The 22,713-nt window shown below is 49.1% G+C and carries 17 protein-coding genes; 11 read left to right on the top strand and 6 right to left on the bottom strand.

Annotated features, from left to right (window positions below; all coding sequences use genetic code 11):
* Positions 1–19: 19 nt before the first annotated feature.
* A complete protein-coding gene (mreB, locus tag R5268_RS01190) occupies positions 20–1,063 on the bottom strand; it encodes a rod shape-determining protein MreB (protein WP_004236290.1) in 1,044 nt (347 codons plus the stop codon).
* 1,003 nt (positions 1,064–2,066) lie between these two features.
* On the opposite strand from mreB, the gene aroQ reads away from it, so the two are divergent.
* From aroQ to R5268_RS01150, 8 genes are all read left to right on the top strand, one after another.
* Positions 2,067–2,525 (top strand): type II 3-dehydroquinate dehydratase, encoded by a 459-nt coding sequence (gene aroQ / locus R5268_RS01185; protein WP_054424141.1) that lies wholly within the window; start codon positions 2,067–2,069, stop codon positions 2,523–2,525.
* Between the two features lie 33 nt (positions 2,526–2,558).
* Positions 2,559–3,020, top strand: a complete 462-nt coding sequence (gene accB, locus R5268_RS01180) for an acetyl-CoA carboxylase biotin carboxyl carrier protein (protein ID WP_107678578.1) — start codon at positions 2,559–2,561, stop codon at positions 3,018–3,020.
* An 11-nt stretch (positions 3,021–3,031) separates the two neighbouring features.
* On the top strand, positions 3,032–4,381 hold the full coding sequence (gene accC / locus R5268_RS01175) for an acetyl-CoA carboxylase biotin carboxylase subunit (protein ID WP_107678579.1): 1,350 nt from the start codon (positions 3,032–3,034) through the stop codon (positions 4,379–4,381).
* A 77-nt stretch (positions 4,382–4,458) separates the two neighbouring features.
* Complete coding sequence (prmA, locus tag R5268_RS01170; protein WP_218426681.1) at positions 4,459–5,343, top strand: 50S ribosomal protein L11 methyltransferase; 885 nt, start codon at positions 4,459–4,461, stop codon at positions 5,341–5,343.
* A gap of 290 nt (positions 5,344–5,633) precedes the next feature.
* Complete coding sequence (gene dusB / locus R5268_RS01165) at positions 5,634–6,605, top strand: tRNA dihydrouridine synthase DusB (RefSeq protein WP_046893026.1); 972 nt, start codon at positions 5,634–5,636, stop codon at positions 6,603–6,605.
* Positions 6,606–6,625: 20 nt separating this feature from the next.
* Positions 6,626–6,922: a DNA-binding transcriptional regulator Fis gene (fis, locus tag R5268_RS01160; RefSeq protein ID WP_004240545.1), complete on the top strand. Its 297-nt coding sequence runs from the start codon at positions 6,626–6,628 to the stop codon at positions 6,920–6,922.
* A 397-nt stretch (positions 6,923–7,319) separates the two neighbouring features.
* Positions 7,320–8,378 (top strand): hypothetical protein, encoded by a 1,059-nt coding sequence (locus R5268_RS01155; protein WP_317418495.1) that lies wholly within the window; start codon positions 7,320–7,322, stop codon positions 8,376–8,378.
* Between the two features lie 170 nt (positions 8,379–8,548).
* A complete protein-coding gene (locus R5268_RS01150; RefSeq protein WP_317418496.1) occupies positions 8,549–8,899 on the top strand; it encodes a hypothetical protein in 351 nt (116 codons plus the stop codon).
* 67 nt (positions 8,900–8,966) lie between these two features.
* Here the strand turns inward: R5268_RS01150 and R5268_RS01145 are convergent, their stop codons facing one another.
* Together R5268_RS01145 and R5268_RS01140 are read right to left on the bottom strand one after the other, a co-directional pair.
* Complete coding sequence (locus R5268_RS01145; RefSeq protein ID WP_218454592.1) at positions 8,967–9,557, bottom strand: class I SAM-dependent methyltransferase; 591 nt, start codon at positions 9,555–9,557, stop codon at positions 8,967–8,969.
* 126 nt (positions 9,558–9,683) lie between these two features.
* Entirely contained in the window at positions 9,684–10,121 is a 438-nt protein-coding gene (locus R5268_RS01140; RefSeq protein WP_107678584.1) for a MarR family winged helix-turn-helix transcriptional regulator, read from the bottom strand.
* Between the two features lie 123 nt (positions 10,122–10,244).
* Between R5268_RS01140 and R5268_RS01135 the strand changes: the two genes are divergently transcribed.
* Positions 10,245–11,660: a DHA2 family efflux MFS transporter permease subunit gene (locus R5268_RS01135; protein WP_317418497.1), complete on the top strand. Its 1,416-nt coding sequence runs from the start codon at positions 10,245–10,247 to the stop codon at positions 11,658–11,660.
* Positions 11,661–11,798: 138 nt separating this feature from the next.
* On the top strand, positions 11,799–13,976 hold the full coding sequence (locus R5268_RS01130) for a TonB-dependent siderophore receptor (protein ID WP_317418498.1): 2,178 nt from the start codon (positions 11,799–11,801) through the stop codon (positions 13,974–13,976).
* Positions 13,977–14,069: 93 nt separating this feature from the next.
* Here R5268_RS01130 and R5268_RS01125 read toward each other — a convergent pair whose 3' ends face one another.
* Complete coding sequence (locus R5268_RS01125; RefSeq protein ID WP_317418499.1) at positions 14,070–15,542, bottom strand: amidohydrolase family protein; 1,473 nt, start codon at positions 15,540–15,542, stop codon at positions 14,070–14,072.
* A 458-nt stretch (positions 15,543–16,000) separates the two neighbouring features.
* Here R5268_RS01125 and R5268_RS01120 point away from each other — a divergent pair, with 458 nt between their 5' ends.
* Positions 16,001–17,560, top strand: coding sequence for a methyl-accepting chemotaxis protein (locus R5268_RS01120; protein WP_107678588.1), 1,560 nt, complete (start codon positions 16,001–16,003; stop codon positions 17,558–17,560).
* A gap of 64 nt (positions 17,561–17,624) precedes the next feature.
* Here the strand turns inward: R5268_RS01120 and R5268_RS01115 are convergent, their stop codons facing one another.
* Together R5268_RS01115 and R5268_RS01110 are read right to left on the bottom strand one after the other, a co-directional pair.
* Positions 17,625–18,965, bottom strand: a complete 1,341-nt coding sequence (locus R5268_RS01115) for an anaerobic C4-dicarboxylate transporter (protein WP_052926632.1) — start codon at positions 18,963–18,965, stop codon at positions 17,625–17,627.
* A gap of 199 nt (positions 18,966–19,164) precedes the next feature.
* Positions 19,165–22,710: a YadA-like family protein gene (locus tag R5268_RS01110; RefSeq protein WP_317418500.1), complete on the bottom strand. Its 3,546-nt coding sequence runs from the start codon at positions 22,708–22,710 to the stop codon at positions 19,165–19,167.
* Positions 22,711–22,713: the final 3 nt, after the last annotated feature.

The following is a 22,713-nucleotide window of genomic DNA, read 5'->3' as shown; positions in this document are numbered from 1 at the left end:
TGAACGGACGGGAGTCCGCTTATTCTTCACTGAGAAGATCGCTGCCGTGCATATCGATCATCTCAAGAGCTTTGCCGCCGCCGCGGGCGACACACGTCAGCGGATCTTCCGCAACGATCACCGGAATACCGGTTTCTTCCATCAGCAGGCGATCCAGGTTACGCAGCAGTGCGCCGCCACCGGTCAGTACCATTCCGCGTTCGGAGATATCAGATGCCAGCTCCGGCGGGCACTGCTCCAGCGCCAGCATCACTGCACTGACAATACCGGTCAGCGGTTCCTGGAGGGCTTCCAGAATTTCGTTGGAGTTCAGGGTGAAACCGCGCGGAACCCCTTCTGCCAGGTTACGGCCGCGGACTTCAATCTCAAGCACTTCGTCTGTCGGATAAGCCGAACCGATCTCGTGTTTGATGCGTTCTGCGGTTGCTTCACCAATCAGTGAGCCATAGTTACGGCGCACATAGTTAATGATAGCTTCGTCGAAACGGTCGCCACCGATGCGGACAGAGGAAGAATAAACCACGCCGTTCAGGGAGATAACGGCCACTTCAGTGGTACCGCCGCCGATATCCACCACCATGGAACCGGTCGCTTCTGATACCGGTAAACCTGCGCCGATAGCCGCTGAAACCGGCTCTTCGATCAGATAAACTTCACGTGCACCGGCGCTGAGCGCGGATTCACGGATGGCACGGCGTTCAACCTGGGTTGCTCCCACCGGCACACACACCAGAACACGCGGGCTCGGGCGCATAAAACTGTTACTGTGAACCTGTTTGATAAAATGCTGGAGCATTTTTTCGGTCACAAAAAAGTCGGCGATAACACCGTCTTTCATCGGACGGATTGCTGCGATATTGCCGGGGGTACGACCCAGCATACGTTTGGCCTCATGACCAACAGCAGCAACACTTTTGGTTGAACCCGGACGATCCTGGCGGATAGCCACGACAGACGGTTCATCCAGAACAATGCCTTGTCCTTTGACATAAATAAGGGTATTGGCTGTACCCAGGTCAATCGACAAGTCGTTGGAAAACATGCCACGAATTTTTTTAAACATACAAAAGGATAATCCTGCAAGCCGGGGACGGGAAAACCCGTCTACTTTACCAACCACGTTTCTTTGCGACAAGCCACAGATTGCACCTTGCCAACAGCGTGTCCACATCACATCAGGGAGCGGTCTATTCTAGATAATTTTTATATACTGCGCAGTATAAAGCTGCATAAAAACGCAGACTTTTTCACATAATTGATGAATTACGCACAGGCAGATTAAAATTAATGTAAAAAATCCGGCTGTTGCCCGTATTTTTTCATTAATCTCCGCAGACTTCCGGATAGTTGACCTGTAACTATGCATCAAGTTCAACCGGATTCTATATAATATACGCAATCTTACAATCAGCCTGACGCCCGTTATCTCTATCCTCGCATTAAAACAATCTGCTTAATCACCGATAAGACGGTAAAAATACCGGGTTATTCACCGGATTATGATGAATCAGCAGCATCCTTTACTCAGAATAGTCTCAAAATAAACACAGATATAAATATTTGTTAACCCGATACAGATACGCTATACCGCGTCCTGCCTGTATTGATCGCCGGAATAGTGACGGGACTTGTCAATCAGGCGGTACAGAGGCACTATAACGCTCCGCAGTAACCGGTAAATACATACTGCCGCCCGGTATCTGTTGTGTACTTTACGTAAAATCCGCTCCCTGAGCAGCGGTTATGTGAGCAAACCGGCAGAAACACACCCCGGCATTCCGGCGTACCTGTTAAAAGACGTGCCGGCAGACTACTATCAGCAAACGGATAACATTTGCGGGGAATATCCGGCAAATTATTCCGGTAATACAGATGATGAACTGGTCTGCCTTGTCGCGGTTCTGTCCTGTTCAGACCAGTATTTTGCTGCGAACTGCGATGAAATGTTTATAATGTCGCCCTTCTTCTGTAAAAATTAATATTGCCGGCAGTGAGAAAAAGGTGACAACGCATTAACATCGCGTTATCTTGTGCGTTTACGTTAGATTGCAGGAGATAGCAGCAGGATGACCGAAAGTTATCATATATTGTTACTGAACGGCCCGAACCTTAACCTGCTGGGCACGCGGGAACCCGACAAATACGGGACGCTCACTCTCGCGGATATCGTGACAACGCTGACCCGCGATGCCGGTCAGTGCGGTGTAACACTGAGCCATCTGCAATCCAACGCCGAGCACGAACTTATCGACAGAATCCATGCTGCACGGGGCAACACCGATTTTATTCTGATAAACCCGGCCGCATTCACTCACACCAGTGTGGCTCTGCGTGATGCCCTGCTGGCCGTCAGCATCCCGTTTATCGAGATCCATCTGTCGAATGTACACGCACGGGAGCCGTTCCGTCATCACTCTTATCTCTCTGATATCGCCACCGGCGTTATCTGCGGGCTGGGTGCGGAAGGCTACCGTTATGCTTTACAGGCAGCGGTTCACCGTCTGTCACAATCAACTCAACACTAAATAAACTCAACACTAAGAGTACGGAATCATCTCATGGATATTCGTAAAATAAAAAAACTGATCGAGCTGGTCGAAGAGTCCGGTATTTCTGAGCTGGAAATTTCTGAAGGCGAAGAGTCAGTGCGCATCAGCCGCGCCTTACCGGTACAGACTTTCGCTGCACCTCAGCAATTTATGCCGCAGGCACAGCAACCCGCGTTAGCAAACGCCGTTGCGCCATCTGCAGGCCTGGTTGATCCCGTACCGGAAAAAGAAATTGCCGGTCATGTTGTCCGCTCTCCGATGGTCGGTACGTTCTACCGTTCACCAAGCCCGGATGCAAAAGCCTTTATTGAAGTCGGTAAACAGGTCAATGTCGGTGACACCCTGTGCATCGTCGAAGCCATGAAAATGATGAACCAGATCGAAGCTGACAAAGCCGGTGTGGTTAAAGCAATTCTGTTAAAAGACGGCGATGCTGTCGAATTTGACGAGCCACTGGTCGTCATCGAATAACGGGGCGAATCATGCTGGAAAAAATCCTTATTGCCAACCGGGGTGAAATTGCACTGCGGATTCTGCGGGCCTGTAAAGAGCTCGGAATCAAAGCGGTTGCTGTTCACTCTTCCGCGGATCGTGATTTAAAACACGTTCTGCTGGCTGACGAGACCATCTGTATCGGTCCGGCAGCCTCTGCGAAAAGTTATCTGAATATCCCTGCCATTATCTCTGCTGCTGAAATTTCCGGCGCACAGGCAATCCATCCGGGATACGGATTCTTATCTGAAAACGCTGATTTTGCCGAGCAGGTTGAACGCTCCGGCTTCACATTTATCGGCCCGAAAGCAGACACTATCCGCCTGATGGGCGATAAAGTTTCTGCTATCCGTGCGATGAAAGAAACCGGCGTTCCGTGTGTACCGGGTTCTGACGGCCCGCTCAGCGACGATATGCCGCTGAACCACACTATCGCCAAACGTATCGGTTTCCCGGTCATCATCAAAGCCTCCGGCGGCGGCGGCGGACGCGGTATGCGTGTCGTCCGCAATGATGAAGATCTGGAAGAAGCGATTGCAATGACCAAAGCTGAAGCCAAAGCGGCGTTCAACAACGACATGGTTTACATGGAGAAATTCCTTGAAAACCCGCGTCACGTTGAAATCCAGGTGATGGCGGATGGCCAGGGTCATGCTGTTTATCTGGCAGAACGTGACTGCTCCATGCAGCGCCGTCACCAGAAAGTGGTGGAAGAAGCCCCGGCACCGGGTATCACCCCGGCGCTGCGCAAAAGCATCGGCGAGCGTTGTGCCAAAGCCTGTATCGATATCGGCTACCGTGGTGCCGGTACGTTTGAATTCCTGTTTGAAAACGGCGAGTTCTATTTCATCGAAATGAACACCCGTATTCAGGTCGAACACCCGGTCACTGAAATGATCACCGGTGTTGACCTGATCAAAGAGCAGCTGCGTGTCGCATCCGGCCTGCCGCTCTCTGTAAAACAGGAAGATATTAAAGTAAAAGGTCATGCGATCGAATGCCGTATCAACGCCGAAGATCCGCACACCTTCTTACCGAGCCCGGGCAAAATTACCCGTTTCCACTCTCCGGGTGGTTTCGGTGTCCGCTGGGAATCTCATATTTACGCCGGTTATACTGTTCCGCCGTATTATGATTCCATGATCGGTAAGCTCATCACGTATGGTGAAACCCGCGAAATTGCTATCGCCCGTATGAAAAATGCGCTGGCGGAACTGATTATCGACGGTATTAAAACCAATATCGAGCTGCACCAGCTGATTATGAATGATGAGAACTTCTGCAAAGGCGGCACCAACATCCATTATCTGGAGAAGAAACTCGGCCTGCACGAGGTCTGATTTTCTGTCGCTTTTCTTTCTCAGGCCCCTGTCATACAGGGGCTTTTTTATAGCGCGTTTTTTATAAAGAGTATGCTATGCCCTGGATCCAAATACGCTTAAATTCCACCGGTGCTGATGCTGAAGCTATCGGTGATGAACTGACTGAAACCGGTGCCGTTTCCGTCACCTTTCAGGACAGCCACGACACCCCGATTTTTGAACCGCTGCCGGGGGAAACCCGCCTGTGGGGTGATACCGACGTTATCGGCCTGTATGACGCCGAAACGGATATGAAGGTGGTTGTTGCGCAATTACAGCAGCATCCGCTACTGGGTGAAAACTTTATCCATAAGATCGAACAGATCGAAGACAAAGACTGGGAACGCGAATGGATGGATAATTTCCACCCGATGCGTTTCGGTCAGCGCCTGTGGATCTGCCCGAGCTGGCGTGAGATCCCCGACCCGGATGCGGTCAATGTGATGCTCGATCCCGGTCTTGCATTCGGTACCGGTACTCACCCGACGACATCTCTGTGCCTGGAATGGCTCGACGGCCTCGATCTGAACGGCAAAACGGTGATCGATTTCGGCTGTGGTTCCGGTATCCTGGCAATCGCCGCCCTGAAACTGGGCGCGAAAGAAGCTATCGGTATCGATATTGACCCGCAGGCTATTCAGGCCAGCAGGGACAACGCTGAGCGCAACGGCGTATCAGACAGGCTGACCCTTTATCTCTCTGATAAAAAGCCGCAGACGCTCTCTGCGGACGTTGTGGTGGCAAATATTCTGGCCGGTCCGCTGCGCGAACTGGCACCGGTGATCGGTGCACTGCCGCAGGCAGGCGGATTACTCGGATTATCCGGTGTGCTCGCAACCCAGGCAGAAGGTGTGGCAGACGCTTACCGTGACGTCTTTGAGATTGATGAGATTGCCGAAAAAGAAGAATGGTGCCGGATCACCGCAACAAAACGCGGCTGATAATCTTACTTTTTGGTATATAAATCGTGCGTTTGCGTGATTCAGTGAATATATTTTAAGCAGTTTCACGCAAACGCATTTTATTCTGAAAATTAAATCAGAAAACCGCACAGTATGCTATTTTACGCTAACTTATTGTTACAAAACATTAATTAATAAAATCCGAAAAAAGCAATAAAAAAAATTTCGCCTGAAAGGTCGATTTGCTCAAAGTTTGTCCTTTCATATCTTTGAAAAAATGCGTAATATACGCGCCCTTGCAGTCACAGTATGGCCACACTTCTTCGTCTATGCGTATCGGACAATACCAGTTGAAAAACCGCCTTATCGCGGCCCCTATGGCAGGCATCACCGATCGGCCTTTCCGGTCGTTGTGTTATGAAATGGGTGCGGGTATGGCCGTCTCAGAGATGCTCTCTTCCAATCCGCAGGTCTGGAAGACGGACAAATCGAGATTACGCATGGTACACAGTGATGAGCCAGGTATCCGTTCTGTGCAGATAGCCGGTAATGATCCCGGTGAAATGGCGGCCGCGGCAAAGATTAATGTTGCCGGTGGTGCGCAGGTCATCGATATTAATATGGGGTGTCCTGCCAAAAAAGTGAACCGTAAGCTGGCAGGCTCCGCCCTGCTGCGTTATCCGGCGCTGGTGGAAGAGATTCTTAAAGCCGTGGTTAATGCAGTGGACGTGCCCGTCACACTGAAAATTCGCACCGGCTGGTCACCGGAAGAACGGAACTGTGTCACGATTGCCCAATTGGCCGAGCGTTGCGGTATTCAGGCTCTTACAATTCATGGCAGGACCCGTGCCTGTCTGTTTAATGGTGAAGCCGAATACGACAACATCCGGACAGTTAAGCAGACTGTTGCCATCCCGGTTATTGCCAATGGCGACATTACTGACCCGCTTAAAGCCAGGGCAGTACTGGACTACACCGGCGCAGACGCGCTGATGATCGGTCGTGCTGCCCAGGGAAGACCCTGGATCTTCCGGGAAATCCAGCACTATCTGGACACAGGTAAACTGTTGCCGCCGCTGCCCGGTGCAGAGGTACAACGCATAATGTGCGAGCATGTGCGGGAATTGCATGACTTTTATGGTCAAGGCAAGGGAGCCCGCATAGCCCGCAAGCATGTTTCCTGGTACATGCAGGAACATGCGCCTGATGTTCAGTTTCGGCGCTCATTCAACGCCATTGAGGATGCCGGCGAACAGCTGGAGGCGTTGGAAGCATATTTTGAAAATTTTTTGCGTAAATAAAGAAAAGAGCTGACAGAACTATGTTCGAACAACGCGTAAATTCTGACGTACTAACCGTCGCTACTGTAAATTCACAAGATCAGGTAACACAGAAACCGTTACGTGATTCAGTTAAGCAGGCACTGAAGAACTATTTTGCTCAATTAAACGGTCAGGATGTTAATGAACTGTATGAGCTGGTACTGGCTGAAGTTGAACAGCCACTGTTGGACATGGTTATGCAATACACCCGTGGTAACCAAACCCGCGCTGCCCTGATGATGGGTATCAACCGCGGTACACTGCGTAAAAAACTGAAAAAATACGGCATGAACTAAGTAGTACCGTACAATGCATTGAACCGAAAAGCTCTTTCAGGATAACTGAAAGGGCTTTTTTGTTAATATCAGCACCCTGTCAGCCCGCCGTTTTTATCATTCATTTCATTATCGGTTTATACAGATTAATCTGTAATACACCGCAAAAATACCAACACACTGTATTTAAAAGATTTCTGATATTATTATCAATCCGGATACAACATAAAAATAATAGCGGCATTTTTATTCAAAGAAATATTTTCTTATTTATGAATACGTTATTAATTGGATTATTTTTCAGATTAAAACGAGATATCAGATACTTACTCATTTATTCCGTACCCTGTTTGTCTGTTTAATATTATCAGGGTATAACAGAATATAACCCCGGTGAATAAAAAAAACAGGATGTCATATGACAGTATGGATCACTACCGCAGATTGCCCTGCTGTATGCTACAACCAAAACAGCGGCCTGATAGCCAACAGAGATATGTCTTTTTTCGCGTCACAGGACGGTGTTTCCCCGCTTTATTATACGTTTGATAATACAGATAATACTTCTGACATTATCACACGGGAGAAAATAAACACGTTGTGTGCTCCTGTTTCTGCCGGAGACATCGTTATTATTCAATATCCCACCTGGGTAAACCGCGATTTTGAGCACTTATTTATTACGGAATTGCTGGCGATGCCCGATGTGAAAGTTGCGCTGGTTCTCTGGGATGTTTTAATCTGGCTGTGGGATGACCGGGACCGGGATTTTACACACGACGAAGAATTTTTGCTGATGAACCAGTGTGATCTTATTTTTTCTCCGAATGAAAAAATGTCTGCACGGCTGAGAGAAGACGGCGGAGTGACAACACCGCTTATCAGCCTGGGGCTGTGGGATTATCAGATTGAAGGAACAATAAATCCGGATAAAGAATACCGCAGGGAAGTGACTTTTATCGGTAATTTACGTAAAACAGATTTCTCATCCTATGACGGAAAAACGATTATCACACTTATCGGTGATCCGGAAGGGCTGACAGAAACAGAAAAAGCAAAAGAAAATCTGAATGCAATCGGTTCATATGATAATAATCTGCTGCCCGGAATACTGAATGGCGGGTTTGGTCTGATGTCTTATCAGAATAAAAATAATGTGGCCGAAAAAAGATTCTTCAATGGCGCGGAACGCTATGGTCATTATAACAACCCGCTGAAATTATCACTTTATCTGGCGGCCGGTATTCCGGTCATTGTGGATAGCCATTCACCTCATGCAGAACAGATAAAAAGCGATAATCTGGGATTAATTATTGATGATATTAACGATATAGATGAACTGCTGGATAATCTGACTGAACAGGACTACAGCGAAATGGTTAAAAACGTCGGTCATTACGCCGCGAAACTGAGAACGGGATTTTTTACAAAAACAGCATTGGCGAAAGGTATTAAATATCTCACTGATACGCATTGATTTATCGTGTCCGGTTCCGCCGCCGGACATCATTAAAAAGCAATAACCGGAGTGTTCCGTTTTATTTCCTCTTCCATGATAGCTGCGGATATTTCGCCGGACAGCGAAGCATTGATTTTTCTGTCCGCTAATATCTCCGCCACAACCACCCGGATTATCAGGAAAATGAAATGGACACACTGCAACAGGTATTATACCGGTCATTACAGACCGTTCAGACAGACAATTCCCCGTCACTGACGCAAAGCGGACAATTACTCAATTTTGCGCCGTCACAAATTCCGCAATTGCAGGCAGACCTGCAATATCTGTACGGAAAGGCGCTGCCACGTTTTCCTGATCCGCAGGATATCAGCCTTAAGCTGACAATATTGCAGCGTCTGCACCGGCAAATCCCTGCACAAAACGGTATTTTATGGCAGCGTTTCCGGGAGAGTGCAGCGCCCGCAGATGACGGGCTGCTGACAGATGAGGTGCTCCGCTGGCTCTTCACCCGTATCTCTGCCACCAGCCATACCTGAATAAAAATGCCTTTTCTGAGTAGCAGCAAAGGCGTTAGTTACGGATAGTTACCGGGTCCGGCACAGGTTATAACGGCAGACGATTCCGGTTCACAAACACCATCCCGCTTTGTGCCATATAAATGGCGCCGTCCTGTTCTGCCATTTGACGTATCCGGTTGGTGTCGATTGACAGAAATTCAAAATTGTATCTTTTCAGATGTTCAATCCAATATTCCGGTGGCTGCAAATTCACATGGTGATATCCGCCCTGTCCCGGTAACGCATGGGTCATAACCAGGATTCGCCCGCAGGCAAACGAGTTCAGGATATGATCAATAAACATCTCTTCAATATGTTCAACGACTTCCTGACAATGAACCAGATCCACACGACACTGAACTGAAGAACGGGTCAAATCAACCTTCAGAGACGGGTACAGTGAGTTTTCAACATTGGATTCCAGCCCTTCCACTGCCAGCGTCTGCAAACCTGCACGGTGAAAATAATCTGCCGCATAACCCATACCAGAACCAATATCCAGCACCGAATGCAGTGCAAAGCGTTTGATCAGATAATCCCATACTGTCGGCGAATAGGTCTGCGGATCACCTTCCAGGACATTTCCGCCTAGGTGTTTATCCTCACCACAACCATAATTTACGATAAAACCGGACATTTATTGCTTCCTTTTCAGTCAATTTCCGGGTCGCGCACGGCATACAAAAACAGCCGGCAGCCAGATGTTTGTTATAACTAAACGATCAAACTGCAACAAGCAGAGTATTCTGTTTGTTCTCATGATCTACTGCTTTTCATCGAACCAGGGCTGCTGAAATAACCGGACTATCAATGCAAGATTTTCCTGCCCGACAGCGGCCGCAACTTCATCACACAATCCGGTTTTGATCGCTTCATAAGCGTCGTAGCATTGCTGTCCGAGCGGCGTCATTTTCACACCCTTGAGTTTTTTGCTGCCCTGAACATCAAAAATGGTGATCAGCCCTTTCTCTTCCATCTGCCGGATGAATTTATGAATCGCCTGGCGGGAGATGGTCACCGTGGCGGAAATATCAGCCACGGATACCGGCTGGTCATACACCCTCGATAAAATGTACCACTCTGAATTACTCATGTGAATTTCGCTCCGGACATTCCAGAGTGCATCAATCCGCTCGCGGAGCAGTGTGTGCCGCTCACTGATAAGGTCAATAAAATCAAGGTCGTTCAATGCAATTTTCACGTGATCACCTCTTTCCTTTTTGTGCAGTATACCAAAAACAGATCGTCAACTTAGTTGACCATTGTCGCAAAGTACGTTACTTTCCACATCGTCAACCTGGTTGATGAAATATAGGATAAGACTGTGACAAAAGAGGCAACAATACAGGTACGCCACCCGAAAATGATGCTGAGCGTACTGATGGCCGGGACATTTACCGGTCTGTTCGGGGAAACCGCATTAAATATGGCGCTCACCAATCTGATGAGCCAATTCTCTCTCTCCGCCGGTCAGGCGCAATGGCTGGTGACCGGTTATCTGCTGACACTGGCGGTATTTGTGCCGGTGTCGGCGTTTCTGGTGCGCTGGTTTAATACCAGGGTGCTGATCCTCACGGCGCTGTGCGTTTCACTCGCCGGTTGCCTGATTGCCGCACTGTCACCCGGTTTTGTGGTGTTACTGCTCGGACGGGTTATCCAGGCTGTCGGTACCGGTGTGATATTGCCCGTGATGATGAGTGCAGCATTACTCATTTTCCCTGTCTATCAGCGCGGGATGGTGATGGGGATGGTGGGTATCGCGATCACGCTGGCACCCGCACTGGGGCCGACCATTTCCGGCTTTATTATCACCCTGTTCAGCTGGCATGCCATTTTCTGGCTCAGTGCGCTGGCCTACGCGGCAATTATTTTGCTCGCCCTGAAATCTATTGCGCCTATTGGTGAAATCACACGGCCGCGGATTGATATTACATCTCTCCTGCTCTCATCCGCCGGATTCAGCGGTATCATCTACGGGCTGGCGATCCTGGCTGAACACAGCCTGAGCGATCCCGCCGTCTGGGGCTCCCTGCTGGCCGGAGTGATCTGCCTGGGTCTTTTCGCCCGACGCCAGACACACATGTCCATGCCGATGATCCATCCGGATGTTTTCCGTAATCCGCTCTTTATTATTGGTCTGCTCATGATGATCCTGAGCATGATGAGTGTGCTGTCTGCTGCGATTATCCTGCCGGTCTTCCTGAAAGATGTGCTGATGCTGAGTGCCGCAATGGCCGGGGTTCTGCTGTTGCCGGGCAATATTATCAATGTGGTGTTCTCACCGCTGATCGGCTTTCTGTATAACCGGTTTGATTCGCGTCCGTTTGTGGTCTGCGGCTCCCTGTTTATGCTGATGAGTGCCGCGCTGTTTCTGTATTCTGTCGGTGAAAATGCACCGGTATGGCAGATTGTCGCCGCCTTTATGCTCCTTTGCCTGGGTGTTACCTGTGTGATTATGCCCGCACAAACCACCGCAATGAGCGCCCTGCCCGCCCGGCTGTATGCCGACGGCTCAGCGGTCTGGAATACCTTTTATCAGGTGGCGGGAGCGGTCGGCACAGCGTCAGCCATTACCCTGATGTCTTTTTACCGTGATGCGGCACTAACGCAGCAGACCGCAACCGCTGCACTGGCCTCCGGTATCCACGCTGTGTTCTGGTTTATCCTTCTGCTCGGCCTGTTATCACTGGTTTTCGCCTTCTTCCTGAAAAAACCGTATCCGCACCATGATGCGATGTAATCACCTGAACTCATTCTGATGGCTGCTCCGGCAGCCTTTTTCATTATTTATCACTATTTATCCCTGTTTATAACTGCCGTCATCCGCACACATGTCATTCATGACGGTAATAATTATCATTCAATGAGATATTGATTTATGACTGCACATTACCGTACTTCCCTGTTTAAGCTCTCTCTTGCCGCTTTACTGGTTGCCGGTGTCTGCCACGCCGCTGAAGATGAAATCGTGGTCACCGCCGCGCCGCCTGCCGTCAGCCCGCTGGACAGTAACGGAACATACCGCGCCACACACAGCGACAGCGCCACCAAAACCGCCACACCGCTGAACAAAGTTCCCTCCTCGGTTTCCGTGATCAGTGAGGAGGAAATCACCGCCCGTAATCCCGCCACGCTGAAACAGGCGCTGGGATATACCCCCGGCGTGGTGACCGGTACGTCCGGCAATTCGTCCGTTTTCGACAGTGTGATGATGCGCGGCTTCCATAATGTCAGCCAGAATATTTACCTTGATGGCCTGAAAGTTCAGGGGGATATGTATGCAGAGAGCCGGATGCTGCCGGAATTTATGCAGCGGATTGATGTGCTGAAAGGCCCGGCGTCAGTACTTTACGGACAATCCAATCCCGGCGGCGTCGTTACCATGACATCGAAACGCCCGCAGATAACCCCGCTGCGGGAAATCCGCTTACAGGGAGGGAATCACCATCTGTGGCAGACCGGGTTTGATCTCAGCGATGCCCTGAATGATGAGGAAACGCAGGCGTACCGCCTGACCGGGACACTGCATGATCAGCATCAGCAGCAACAGGGGGAGCGGGAACGGTATTATGCCTTGCAGGGTTCTTATCTCTGGCAGCCGGACGAAGCAACATCCCTGCTGCTTACCGCTCAGGCCATGAATGCCCCGCGCAACGGCTATTACGGCTGGCTGCCGCGTGAGGGGACGGTTGACGGCGGCACCACCGGGAAATTACCCGTTGGTTTTAATGAAGGTGAGCCGGGCTATAACCGCTTCGAACGGCAGCAGCGGCTGGTCGGCTGGCAGTTTGATCATACATTCAATGATAACTGGTCGCTGCATCAGGGATTACGTTATCAGCACATCAGCACTAACTGGCGCACCATTTACGGCAGCGGATTATGCAGCAGTAATCCGGCGGCCTGTTACGGCGTATCACCGCAAAATCTCTCCTCTTCCCTTGCCCGCAGCCATATCCGTAATGACGAACGTCTGTCCGGCCTGGTGACCGACACCCATGTCATTCACAATACCGGCGGCCACGGCTGGCATAATACCCTGATGGCAGGTGTTGATTACTCACAGCTGCGCAACCGGATGACCAATGAAATGGGAATTGCCGCACCGCTGGATCTGCGTTCCCCGCAATACGGCAATCTGACCGTATTACCGCTGGCAAACAGCGGCACAGTGAATAAAAATCATCAGACCGGGATTTATGCCCAGGATCAGCTTTTCCTGGATGACTGGACATTCACACTCGGTGGCCGTTATGACGAAAATACCAGTAAATCCCGCAGCCACGATAACCTCAGCGGCACAGACAGCACGCATCACCAGACAGACAGGGAATTCACCTGGCGCAGTGGTGTGAACTATCAGCTGCCTTATGGTTTCTCCCCGTATTTCAGCTACAGCGAATCCTTTGAGCCGAGCACTGCGGCTACTGTCAGCGGAAAACCGCTGTCACCGTCACGCGGAAAACAATATGAGGCCGGACTGAAATACTTACCGGACAATTCTGCGCTGTCTGCCACACTCGCCGTGTATGAGCTGACCAAAGACAATAACCTGCACCGTGATCCTCTGAATCCGTTTTTCAGTGTTCAGGGCGGGAAAATCCGTTCGCGGGGGATTGAGCTGGAAACCAAAGCGGCACTGACCTACAACTGGAACCTGATTGCCGGATACGCCTATACCGATACCCGTTTCCGTCAGCAACAGGAGAATGCCAATCATCACCCCGCGATGGTACCGGCGCACACCGCTTCATTATGGACAGATTATACCTTTGACAGTACCCCGCTCAGCGGCCTGACTATTGGCGGCGGTGTGCGCTATAACGGTAAAACACAAGGGGATGACGCCAACAGCTTTACCGTTCCGGCTTATACCGTGGCGGATATGATGCTGAGCTACCGTCTTAATAATCTTCCGGCACTTGAAGATGCGGAAATCGCGCTGAATATCAATAATCTGTTCAATAAGCATTATGTTTCCGCCTGCTTTACCGATGCGGCATGCAGTTGGGGCAATGATCGTCAGATAACCACCACACTGACGCTTCACTGGTAACAGGCATAAAAAAGGGGATTCCGTATGACACCGGAATCCCCGAAAAGGCGGGATCACTAAGAGAGACCGCTGCCCGCCGCAGCGTACTGCGTATCAGGACTGTTTCATTGCCTGTACAAAAAATTCATCACTGTACGCCTGTGCGAAATGGAAGGATGCCATCCGCTCAGCCAGACGGAAGAAGGCTTCCACTTCCTGTGCATTCAGGATTTTCCGGTCACGGATACGGGTTTCCAGCTCAGCCAGGGCGTTATGGGATAAGCGGGTCACCTCATGAAGATCAAATCCGGTTAAGACACCGTTTTGTTTGCGGATCACGCCATCGGCCAGCACGGTATCAACATCACCGGCATGCGTCATCTGTACCACGCTGCCTGCTGCATGCACCGGTGCCACAAAGCCATCCCGGTGGCGGATAATAATAATGTCTGCTTTTTTCCCGGCAACCAGGGAGCCAATCTCGTTTTCCAGCCCCAGTACCTGTGCCGCACCAAGCGTTGCCCAGTGCAGGGCTTCACGGATTGTCGGGGTAATTTCAAACGGCATGGTATCGCACTGGTGTACTTTCTCATTCGCCAGTGCCCGCTCGATTTGCAGTGCCATATTCATCTGAGTGAACAGGTCATCCGTTGTCACACCGATGAAATCTGTACCCAGCGCAAACGGAATACCAAACTCCGCACACGGCTGATAAGGCAGGAAACCCATCCCCATCTGCAACTCACTGGACGGCGTGCTGGCCACATGACCGCCGCTTTTGGCGATCAATTTCCAGTCTTCGCCGGTCAGTCCGTTACTGTGAGCATGGATATGTCCCGGCAGTAATAATCCGTGATCGTCCAGTTCACACAGGCCGCGCAGCAGAATAGAGGTTTTGGCTGCACCTGTATGGGAGGCGTGCTTCAGGCCGAGTTTATCCGCCAGACGGATTTGTTTTGCCGATTCGGCAAACGGTACCGTACCGGGATCGGAAATCAGCATACCGGCAGACAGACGATCCTGATCGCGGAACAGGGTTTCTGAAATCTCGCGGGCACAATCACGCCGTTCATCCATGGACGCAAATCCGGCAGGTTTAAAATCATACACCTGCATACCGTAACCGTAGACGCCACGGATACCGCTGGCTTTCATAGCGGCAACCGCATTGGCGGCATGTTCCGGTGAATTGACACAGTCATTCACCTCATAAACGGTGGTTGTACCGGCATTCAGAGCACTGATATTACCGTTCAGGACAGCGGCATACATGTTATCTGCTGTCATCATTGCGCCGAATGCATGGAACGTATTGATAAGAAATGCCGGTAACGACTCTTCCGCAGAAACACCGCGGAACAGTGCCATCCAGTTATGGCGGTGAGCATCGATCATACCGGGAGTAACAATAGCTCCTTGTGCATCAATAACCTGCGCATCGGTATAATGATCAAATGCCTGTATATCCGCGCTGATTGCGCTGATCCGGTTGCCCTCGATCAGTATCGCGCCGTTGATAATATCGCCGGTGGCCTCATCCATAGTGATGATTGTGCCGCCACGAATAATTTTTTTATTATTTTCCATTCTGGCCTCTCTGGTTGATTTTTAAAATGTACTGAACAGTACATTACAATCTGATTATAAAATCAACCAGTAAATAGGCAGCATAATATTCATGTTATTTTCCGTGGCGGGAGTACATTAATTCTCTGTGGTGACATAAAAAAGAAAATAATTCTTATTTTTCAGCAAAATATCCTATGATTTATGACAGAGAAAAAATGAGAAACTCATACGTTTTTCACTCACTTTTTATGTCTTCATCAAACAAAAAATCAGCACAAAACATCAATAACACACAAAATAAAGGTCTTAAGCACCGTAAGAATCATGATTAAAGAATACTAAGGCAGAAAAAATTATAATAACCTACTGTTATTTATACTGTTATCATTCAATACCAATAAATTAATTTCATTTATTGATAAAGTTTTCCATATCATTTCCGATAACCAGTCATTTACTGAGTATCCGGAGGAATGATGTTTCTGCGCAGCATTAAAATCAGTACGAAACTCTTCATGGCTTTTAGCTTTTCTATTCTACTGATGATTATCAGCGCCACACTGTCTGTTATCAGTCTGAACAAAGCTGATGACGGTATCCGCGATATCCTTGACAACGATTATCCCGTTACAGTCAAAGCAAACTTACTGATTGATTATTTTCATGATTTTGTCGGTATTCAACAGCTCCTTCTGCTGGACGACAAAAATCCGCAACTTCGTCAGATGGCCGCCGGTGCCTCTGAAACCAGCAAAAAAATCACCCTCATTCTGGATGAATTTAATGAAACGCTGACAGATGATGCGTCTCAGACGATCCTGAAAGAGATCCGTTCTGTCCGTCAGCAGTACCTCACCTCACAGCGCCGCATGGTACAGTTTTCTCAAAATGGTGATGAAGCCTCTGCAATCAATGAGATGGTGAATACCACTTCCGGTATTCAGCGCGCTTACCGCGACAATGTGATGAAACTGATCGCCATCCAGGATGAGCATATGAAAGAAGCGGGACATCAGGTGGAAAGTAATTTTGAAACCAACCGCCTCCTGCTCATCACCCTGACCATCATCAGTGCTATCGTCAGTGCCGTACTGGCACGGATTATTGTGCTCAGTATTACCCGTCCGCTGGATAAAGCCGTCAGCATTGCCCGCGCCATTGCACAGGGTGATCTGACACAGAAGATAAATATCACGCATCATGATGAAACCGGGGTACTGCTTAATGCGCTGGCCGAAATGCAGGTGCATTTGCAGGATATCGTGACAGAGGTGAAAAACGGCGCGGTAAGCCTGTCTGCCACCGCAGAACAGATTGTTGCCGGTAACCAGAACCTGGCTGCCCGTACGGAAGAACAGGCCGCATCAGTGGAAGAAACCGCCGCCTCAATGGAGCAGATCACTGCGACAGTGAAAAATACGGCGGCGAACACCCTCAAAGCAACCACGCTGTCGGCAGATACTGCCGGGGTGGTAAAACATAATGGTGACATGATGGAGCAGGTGACTGATAAGATCCGCACTATCAACACCACAGCCACCCGGATGTCAGATATTATCAATCTGATTGACTCAATCGCATTCCAGACTAACATTCTGGCACTGAATGCCGCCGTGGAAGCGGCCAGAGCCGGAGAGCACGGGCGCGGTTTTGCCGTGGTCGCCGGTGAAGTCCGTCTGCTGGCACAGCGCAGTGCCGATTCTGCCAGTGAGATCCGCACACTGATTGAAAACTCTGCCGGTCAGACCCGCGAGGGGTTACAGCTGGTGGAGGAAGCCGCTGAATCACTGCGCGGTATTATCAGCAATGTCAGCCAGATGGATGATTTACTGCATGAAATCGGCCATGCCAGCCATGAGCAGACTGACGGCATCACTCAGATAAACAGCGCTATCGGACTGATTGATTCCGCCACCCAGCAGAATGCCACGCTGGTGGAACAATCTGTTGCTGCGGCATCCTCTCTGAATGAGCAGGCCGGCACACTGAATGAAATGGTCGGCGTCTTTCAGCTGACCGGCAGCCCTGCTTCCTGATCATCATCAGGATACGGCAGATAACGGGCAAAATTGCCCGTTATCGCTGTACTGTCCGGTAATATCAGAGAAAACCGTACATGGCGGAAAAAACCCAGCCAAATACGCAGGAAACCCCGACCCCAATCAGTCCCGGTGCAATAAAACTGTGGTTAATCACAAAACGGCCGATTTTGGTGGTACCTGAACGGTCAAACTGGATCGCAGCCAGATCACTCGGATAGGTCGGCAGAATGTAATACCCGTAACAGGCCGGTGCTGATGCCACGATATAAGCCGGATTCACCCCGATAGCCAGCGCCAGCGGAACCACTGCCGCCAGAGCGGCGGCCTGAGAGTTGACAAATTTGGACACCAGCAGCAGAACCACGGCATAAGCCCACGGATACTCTTTGACCAGTGATCCCAGCACACTCTCAATCTGCTCAAGGTGAGCACCGAACATCGTTTCCGCCATCCACGCGATACCATAAACCGCCACTATCGCAATCATACCCGAGCGAAACACTTCATTTTTCGAAATAGATGCAGGTTTGGTATCCGTAAAGATGATAATCAGCGCACCGGCCAGCAGCATAAAGATCTGAATCACCAAAACCATCGACAGCGGTTTTCCGTCAAAGACCGGCCGCAGCCACGGAAATGCTCCCAGAGATGCCACAACCGCAATCGAAGCCAGAAAAATCCACATCGCCAGCCAGTTACTGGCGGGTAATTTTTTATTAAGCAGCGTGGCTGTATCGCCGTAGACATATTCGCGGTTTTCCGGTTTTGAGATAAACGACTGAAACTCCGTATCCTTATCCAGATCTTTTCCGCGATACCAGCTGAATATCCCGATACACAGTATCCCGATCAGGGTGGACGGAATGGTGATCGCCAGCAGGTCAACAAATCCCAGGTGCTTACCGTTTAAAGTCACATCCCCCAGCATCGCGACCAGGGAGACCACCGCAACAGACACCGGGCTGGCAATTATCCCCATCTGGGAGCCTATTGTACTGGCCGCCATCGGCCTTTCAGGACGGATATTATTTTTAATCGCAACATCATAAATGATAGGTAAGATGGTATAGACGACATGCCCTGTACCGCACAGGATAGTCAGCAGACAGGTTACAAACGGTGCCACTATCGAGACATATTTCGGGTTACGCCGCAGCAGACGCTCTGCTATCTGCAGCATCACATCCAGTCCTCCGGATGCCTGCAGGGTCGCTGATGCCGCCACGACCGCAATAATCACCAGCATAACATCCACCGGCGGTTTTCCCGGCTTCAGATGGAAAACAAAAACCAGCAGTACCAGGCCAATACCGCCCAGTAACCCCAGGGCAATGCCCCCTTTCCGCGCCCCGTAAAATAAACAGATCAATACCACGACAAGCTGGATAACAAAATCCATAACTAACTCCTTTTAGGTACTTAAAAATTCGTGGGTCTGTATCACCTGGCCTCACTATAAAGCGCACAAAATAACAATTTTTTGATGTAAACGATAAAAATTGCCGGAAAATAAAACAGTTTTTCTATAACAGTGACGGGGTACAAAAAAGAGGGGGATTATGAAAACATAATCCCCCTCTTTATTTATCTGCAGGTAATTACCATTCGAAGTTAACCGATGCGTTATACATCGTGGATGAACCGTTACCGGCGGATGTCGCCACCCCGCCTTTCACAGCCACACTGTCATTGAAGCGATAACCCACCCCGACAGCGACAGCAGACTCATCCTTATAACCACCGACACCGGCAGTCAGGTTCATCTTTCCGACCCCGTACGGCTGGAAGAGTCCGGATAAAGCGGCATTGGTCGCAAAACCTTTGTTCACTTTGTTATCCAGGTCATCCACTCTGTCATTCAGCCGGTTAAGTCCGTTGGTCGTGTATTCACCTAACTGACTAATTCTTTTGTCTGTATAGGTATTTGCAGATTTCAGCGTAGTTTCATTACTGCGTTTCATCTGAGCGTAATTGATCGCATCATTATCATTTTTCGCATCTGCAACACCTGATACCCGCTTATTGCCGATATTAAATGAGGTTGCTGTTTTGGCTTTATCACTTAATTCGACCTGTTTGCCATCATTACTGATTTTTACCACACCGGCATTTCCCATCTCAGAGGAAAGCCGTGCAATATCTCCCCCCTGCTTTTCAATCGTGCTGGTGTTTTTTTCAATATCACTGGTATTTTTGCTGATAATGACATCATGCCTGTTCAGCGTTTCAGTGTTCGTTTTGATATCCTGCTTATTCTGTGCAATATCTTTGTCGTGATTATTCAGACGGTTAGTATTTTCCTTAATATCATTCGTGTTTTTTGTAATTGCTGCGTCATGCTCAGCCAGTTTATTTGTATTTGCCTGAATATCATTTGTATTCTGAGTAATACTGCTTTCATGAACGGCTAACTTATCCGTATTCGATTTAATGCTCTGGGTATTTTTTTCAACATTCTGATTCGTTGCATGTAACTGGCTGCCATTCACAGCTTCTGATGAGTCCGCTGCTACCCGCCCCGCCGAAACACCACTCAATGTTCTGTTATTGAAATCAAATACACGCGCGCCATCCGCTTTATCACTGAGAACAATTCTTTTGCCGTCAGCATTCAGCTGTACCAGGCCCAGTGAACCTGAATCCAGGTTTTTGCTGATGGCAGTGATTTCATTGGTGTTCTTCGTAATATCAGTCGTATTTTGGGCAATAGCGCTAGTGTTATCTGTCACCTGCTTATTGGTGGCGAATAACTGACTGCCGTTCACCGCCTCGGTGGAATCCGCTGCCAGTGCGGCATTGCTGACACCGCTGAGTTTTTTGCCGCCGAACTCAAATACTGTCGCGTCTTTAGCTTTGTCACTGAGCACAACTTTCTTACCGTCCGCACTCAGTTGCACCAGACCCAGTGTTCCCGCCGCCAGATTGTTATTGATGGTAGTGATATCACCGGTATTCTTCGCAATATCCGTGGTATTTTTGGTGATATCGGCTTTATTGCCTGCGATATCGGCAGTATTTTTGGTGATATCGGCCTTATTGCCCGCAATATCGGTGGTATTTTTTGTGATATCGGCCTTATTGCCTGCAATATCGGCAGTATGCTGGGTGATATCGGCTTTATTGCCCGCAATATCGGCAGTATGCTGGCTGATCCCGTCTGTATTCGCCTTTACCTGCTCATTAGTGGCAAACAGCTGGCTGCCGTTCACCGCCTCGGTGGAATCCGCTGCCAGCGCAGCATTGCTGACACCGCTGAGTTTTTTACCGCCGAATTCAAATACTGTCGCATCTTTGACTTTATCACTGAGCACGATTTTCTTGCCGTCCGCACTCAGTTGCACCAGACCCAGAGTGCCCGCCGCCAGATTATTATTGATGGTGGTGATATCACCGGTGTTCTTCGCAATATCCGTGGTATTTTTGGTGATATCGGCCTTATTACCTGCAATATCAGACGTATTTTTCGTAATATTTGTGGTGTTTTGAGTGATCGCTGTTTTATTGCCTGTGATATCCGTGGTGTTCTGATTAATTGCTGCCGTGTTGCCTGCAATATCAGACGTATTTTTGGTAATATCTGTGGTGTTCTGAGTGATGGCGGTTTTATTGCCCGCAATATCCGTAGTATTTTTGGTGATATCAGCAGTATGTTGGGTGATCCCGTCTGTATTCACCTTTACCTGTTCATTGGTGGCAAACAGCTGACTGCCGTTCACCGCCTCAGTGGAATCCGCTGCCAGTGCGCCATCACTGACACCGCTGAGTTTTTTACCGCCGAATTCAAATACTGTCGCATCTTTGACTTTATCACTGAGCACAACTTTTTTGCCGTCCGCACTCAGTTGCACCAGACCCAGAGTGCCCGCCGCCAGATTATTATTGATGGTGGTGATATCACCGGTGTTCTTCGCAATATCCGTGGTATTTTTGGTGATATCGGCCTTATTACCTGCAATATCAGACGTATTTTTCGTAATATTTGTGGTGTTTTGAGTGATCGCTGTTTTATTGCCTGTGATATCCGTGGTGTTCTGATTAATTGCTGCCGTGTTGCCTGCAATATCAGACGTATTTTTCGTAATATCGGTGGTGTTCTGAGTGATGGCGGTTTTATTGCCCGCAATATCCGCAGTATTTTTGGTGATATCAGCCTTATTGCCTGCAATATCGGCGGTGTTCTGAGTAATAACCGTTTTATTACCTGCGATATCCGTGGTGTTCTGATTAATTGCTGCCGTGTTGCCTGCAATATCAGACGTATTTTTCGTAATATCTGTGGTGTTCTGAGTGATGGCGGTTTTATTGCCTACAATATCCGTAGTATTTTTAGCGATATCAGCAGTATGTTGGGTGATATCAGCCTTATTGCCCGCAATATCAGCAGTATGTTGGGTGATATCGGCTGTATTCGCCTTTACCTGCTCATTAGTGGCAAACAGCTGACTGCCGTTCACCGCCTCGGTGGAATCCGCTGCCAGTGCAGCATTGCTGATACCGCTGAGTTTTTTACCGCCAAAGACAAATTCGGTGGCATCTTTGACTTTATCACTGAGCACGATTTTCTTGCCGTCTGCACTCAGTTGCACCAGACCCAGTGTACCCTCTGTCAGACTATTGTTGATGGTGGTGATTGCTGTGGTGTGACCGGCAATATCACCTGTATTTTTAGCGACAATTTCATTAGTGGCTGATAACTGTTTAAAATTGACAGCATCATTATCAGAAGAGCCGGCAGAAATATTGGTCAGCTTACGTTTTAATAACTCATTACCGAATGACACTTCATTTGCAGTTGTTGCTTGCGAACCATCACCTAAAGCAATAGCACGCTCTGCAGTGACCTTACTATCATTACCAATCGCTACCCCACCCTTTGCTGCGGTTGTTGAGATGGCATTTTTTCCCAGTGCAACCCCGTTATTTTCAGCAACAGCAAATCGTCCGATACTGGTACTAAAGTTATTAGCAATCGCCGTTGCCCCCAATGCAGTACTGCCATCTTTGGCATAGGTTCCTGATCCGATTCCTGTACTGCCAAAACCATAGACTTCTGCCTTGGTACCGATGACCATTGAGCCACCTACAGTGTCTTTGGCGGAATCTGTCGGAGAACTGGCTAATTTTGCCTGAAACCCGATAGCCATTAA

It is taken from the genome of Morganella sp. BCCO 40_0007 (assembly GCF_032989665.1).
In the GTDB taxonomy this organism is placed as follows: domain Bacteria; phylum Pseudomonadota; class Gammaproteobacteria; order Enterobacterales; family Enterobacteriaceae; genus Morganella; species Morganella sibonii.
Note: the sequence above shows the minus strand (reverse complement) of the source record. Positions and strands in the feature narration are given on the sequence as shown.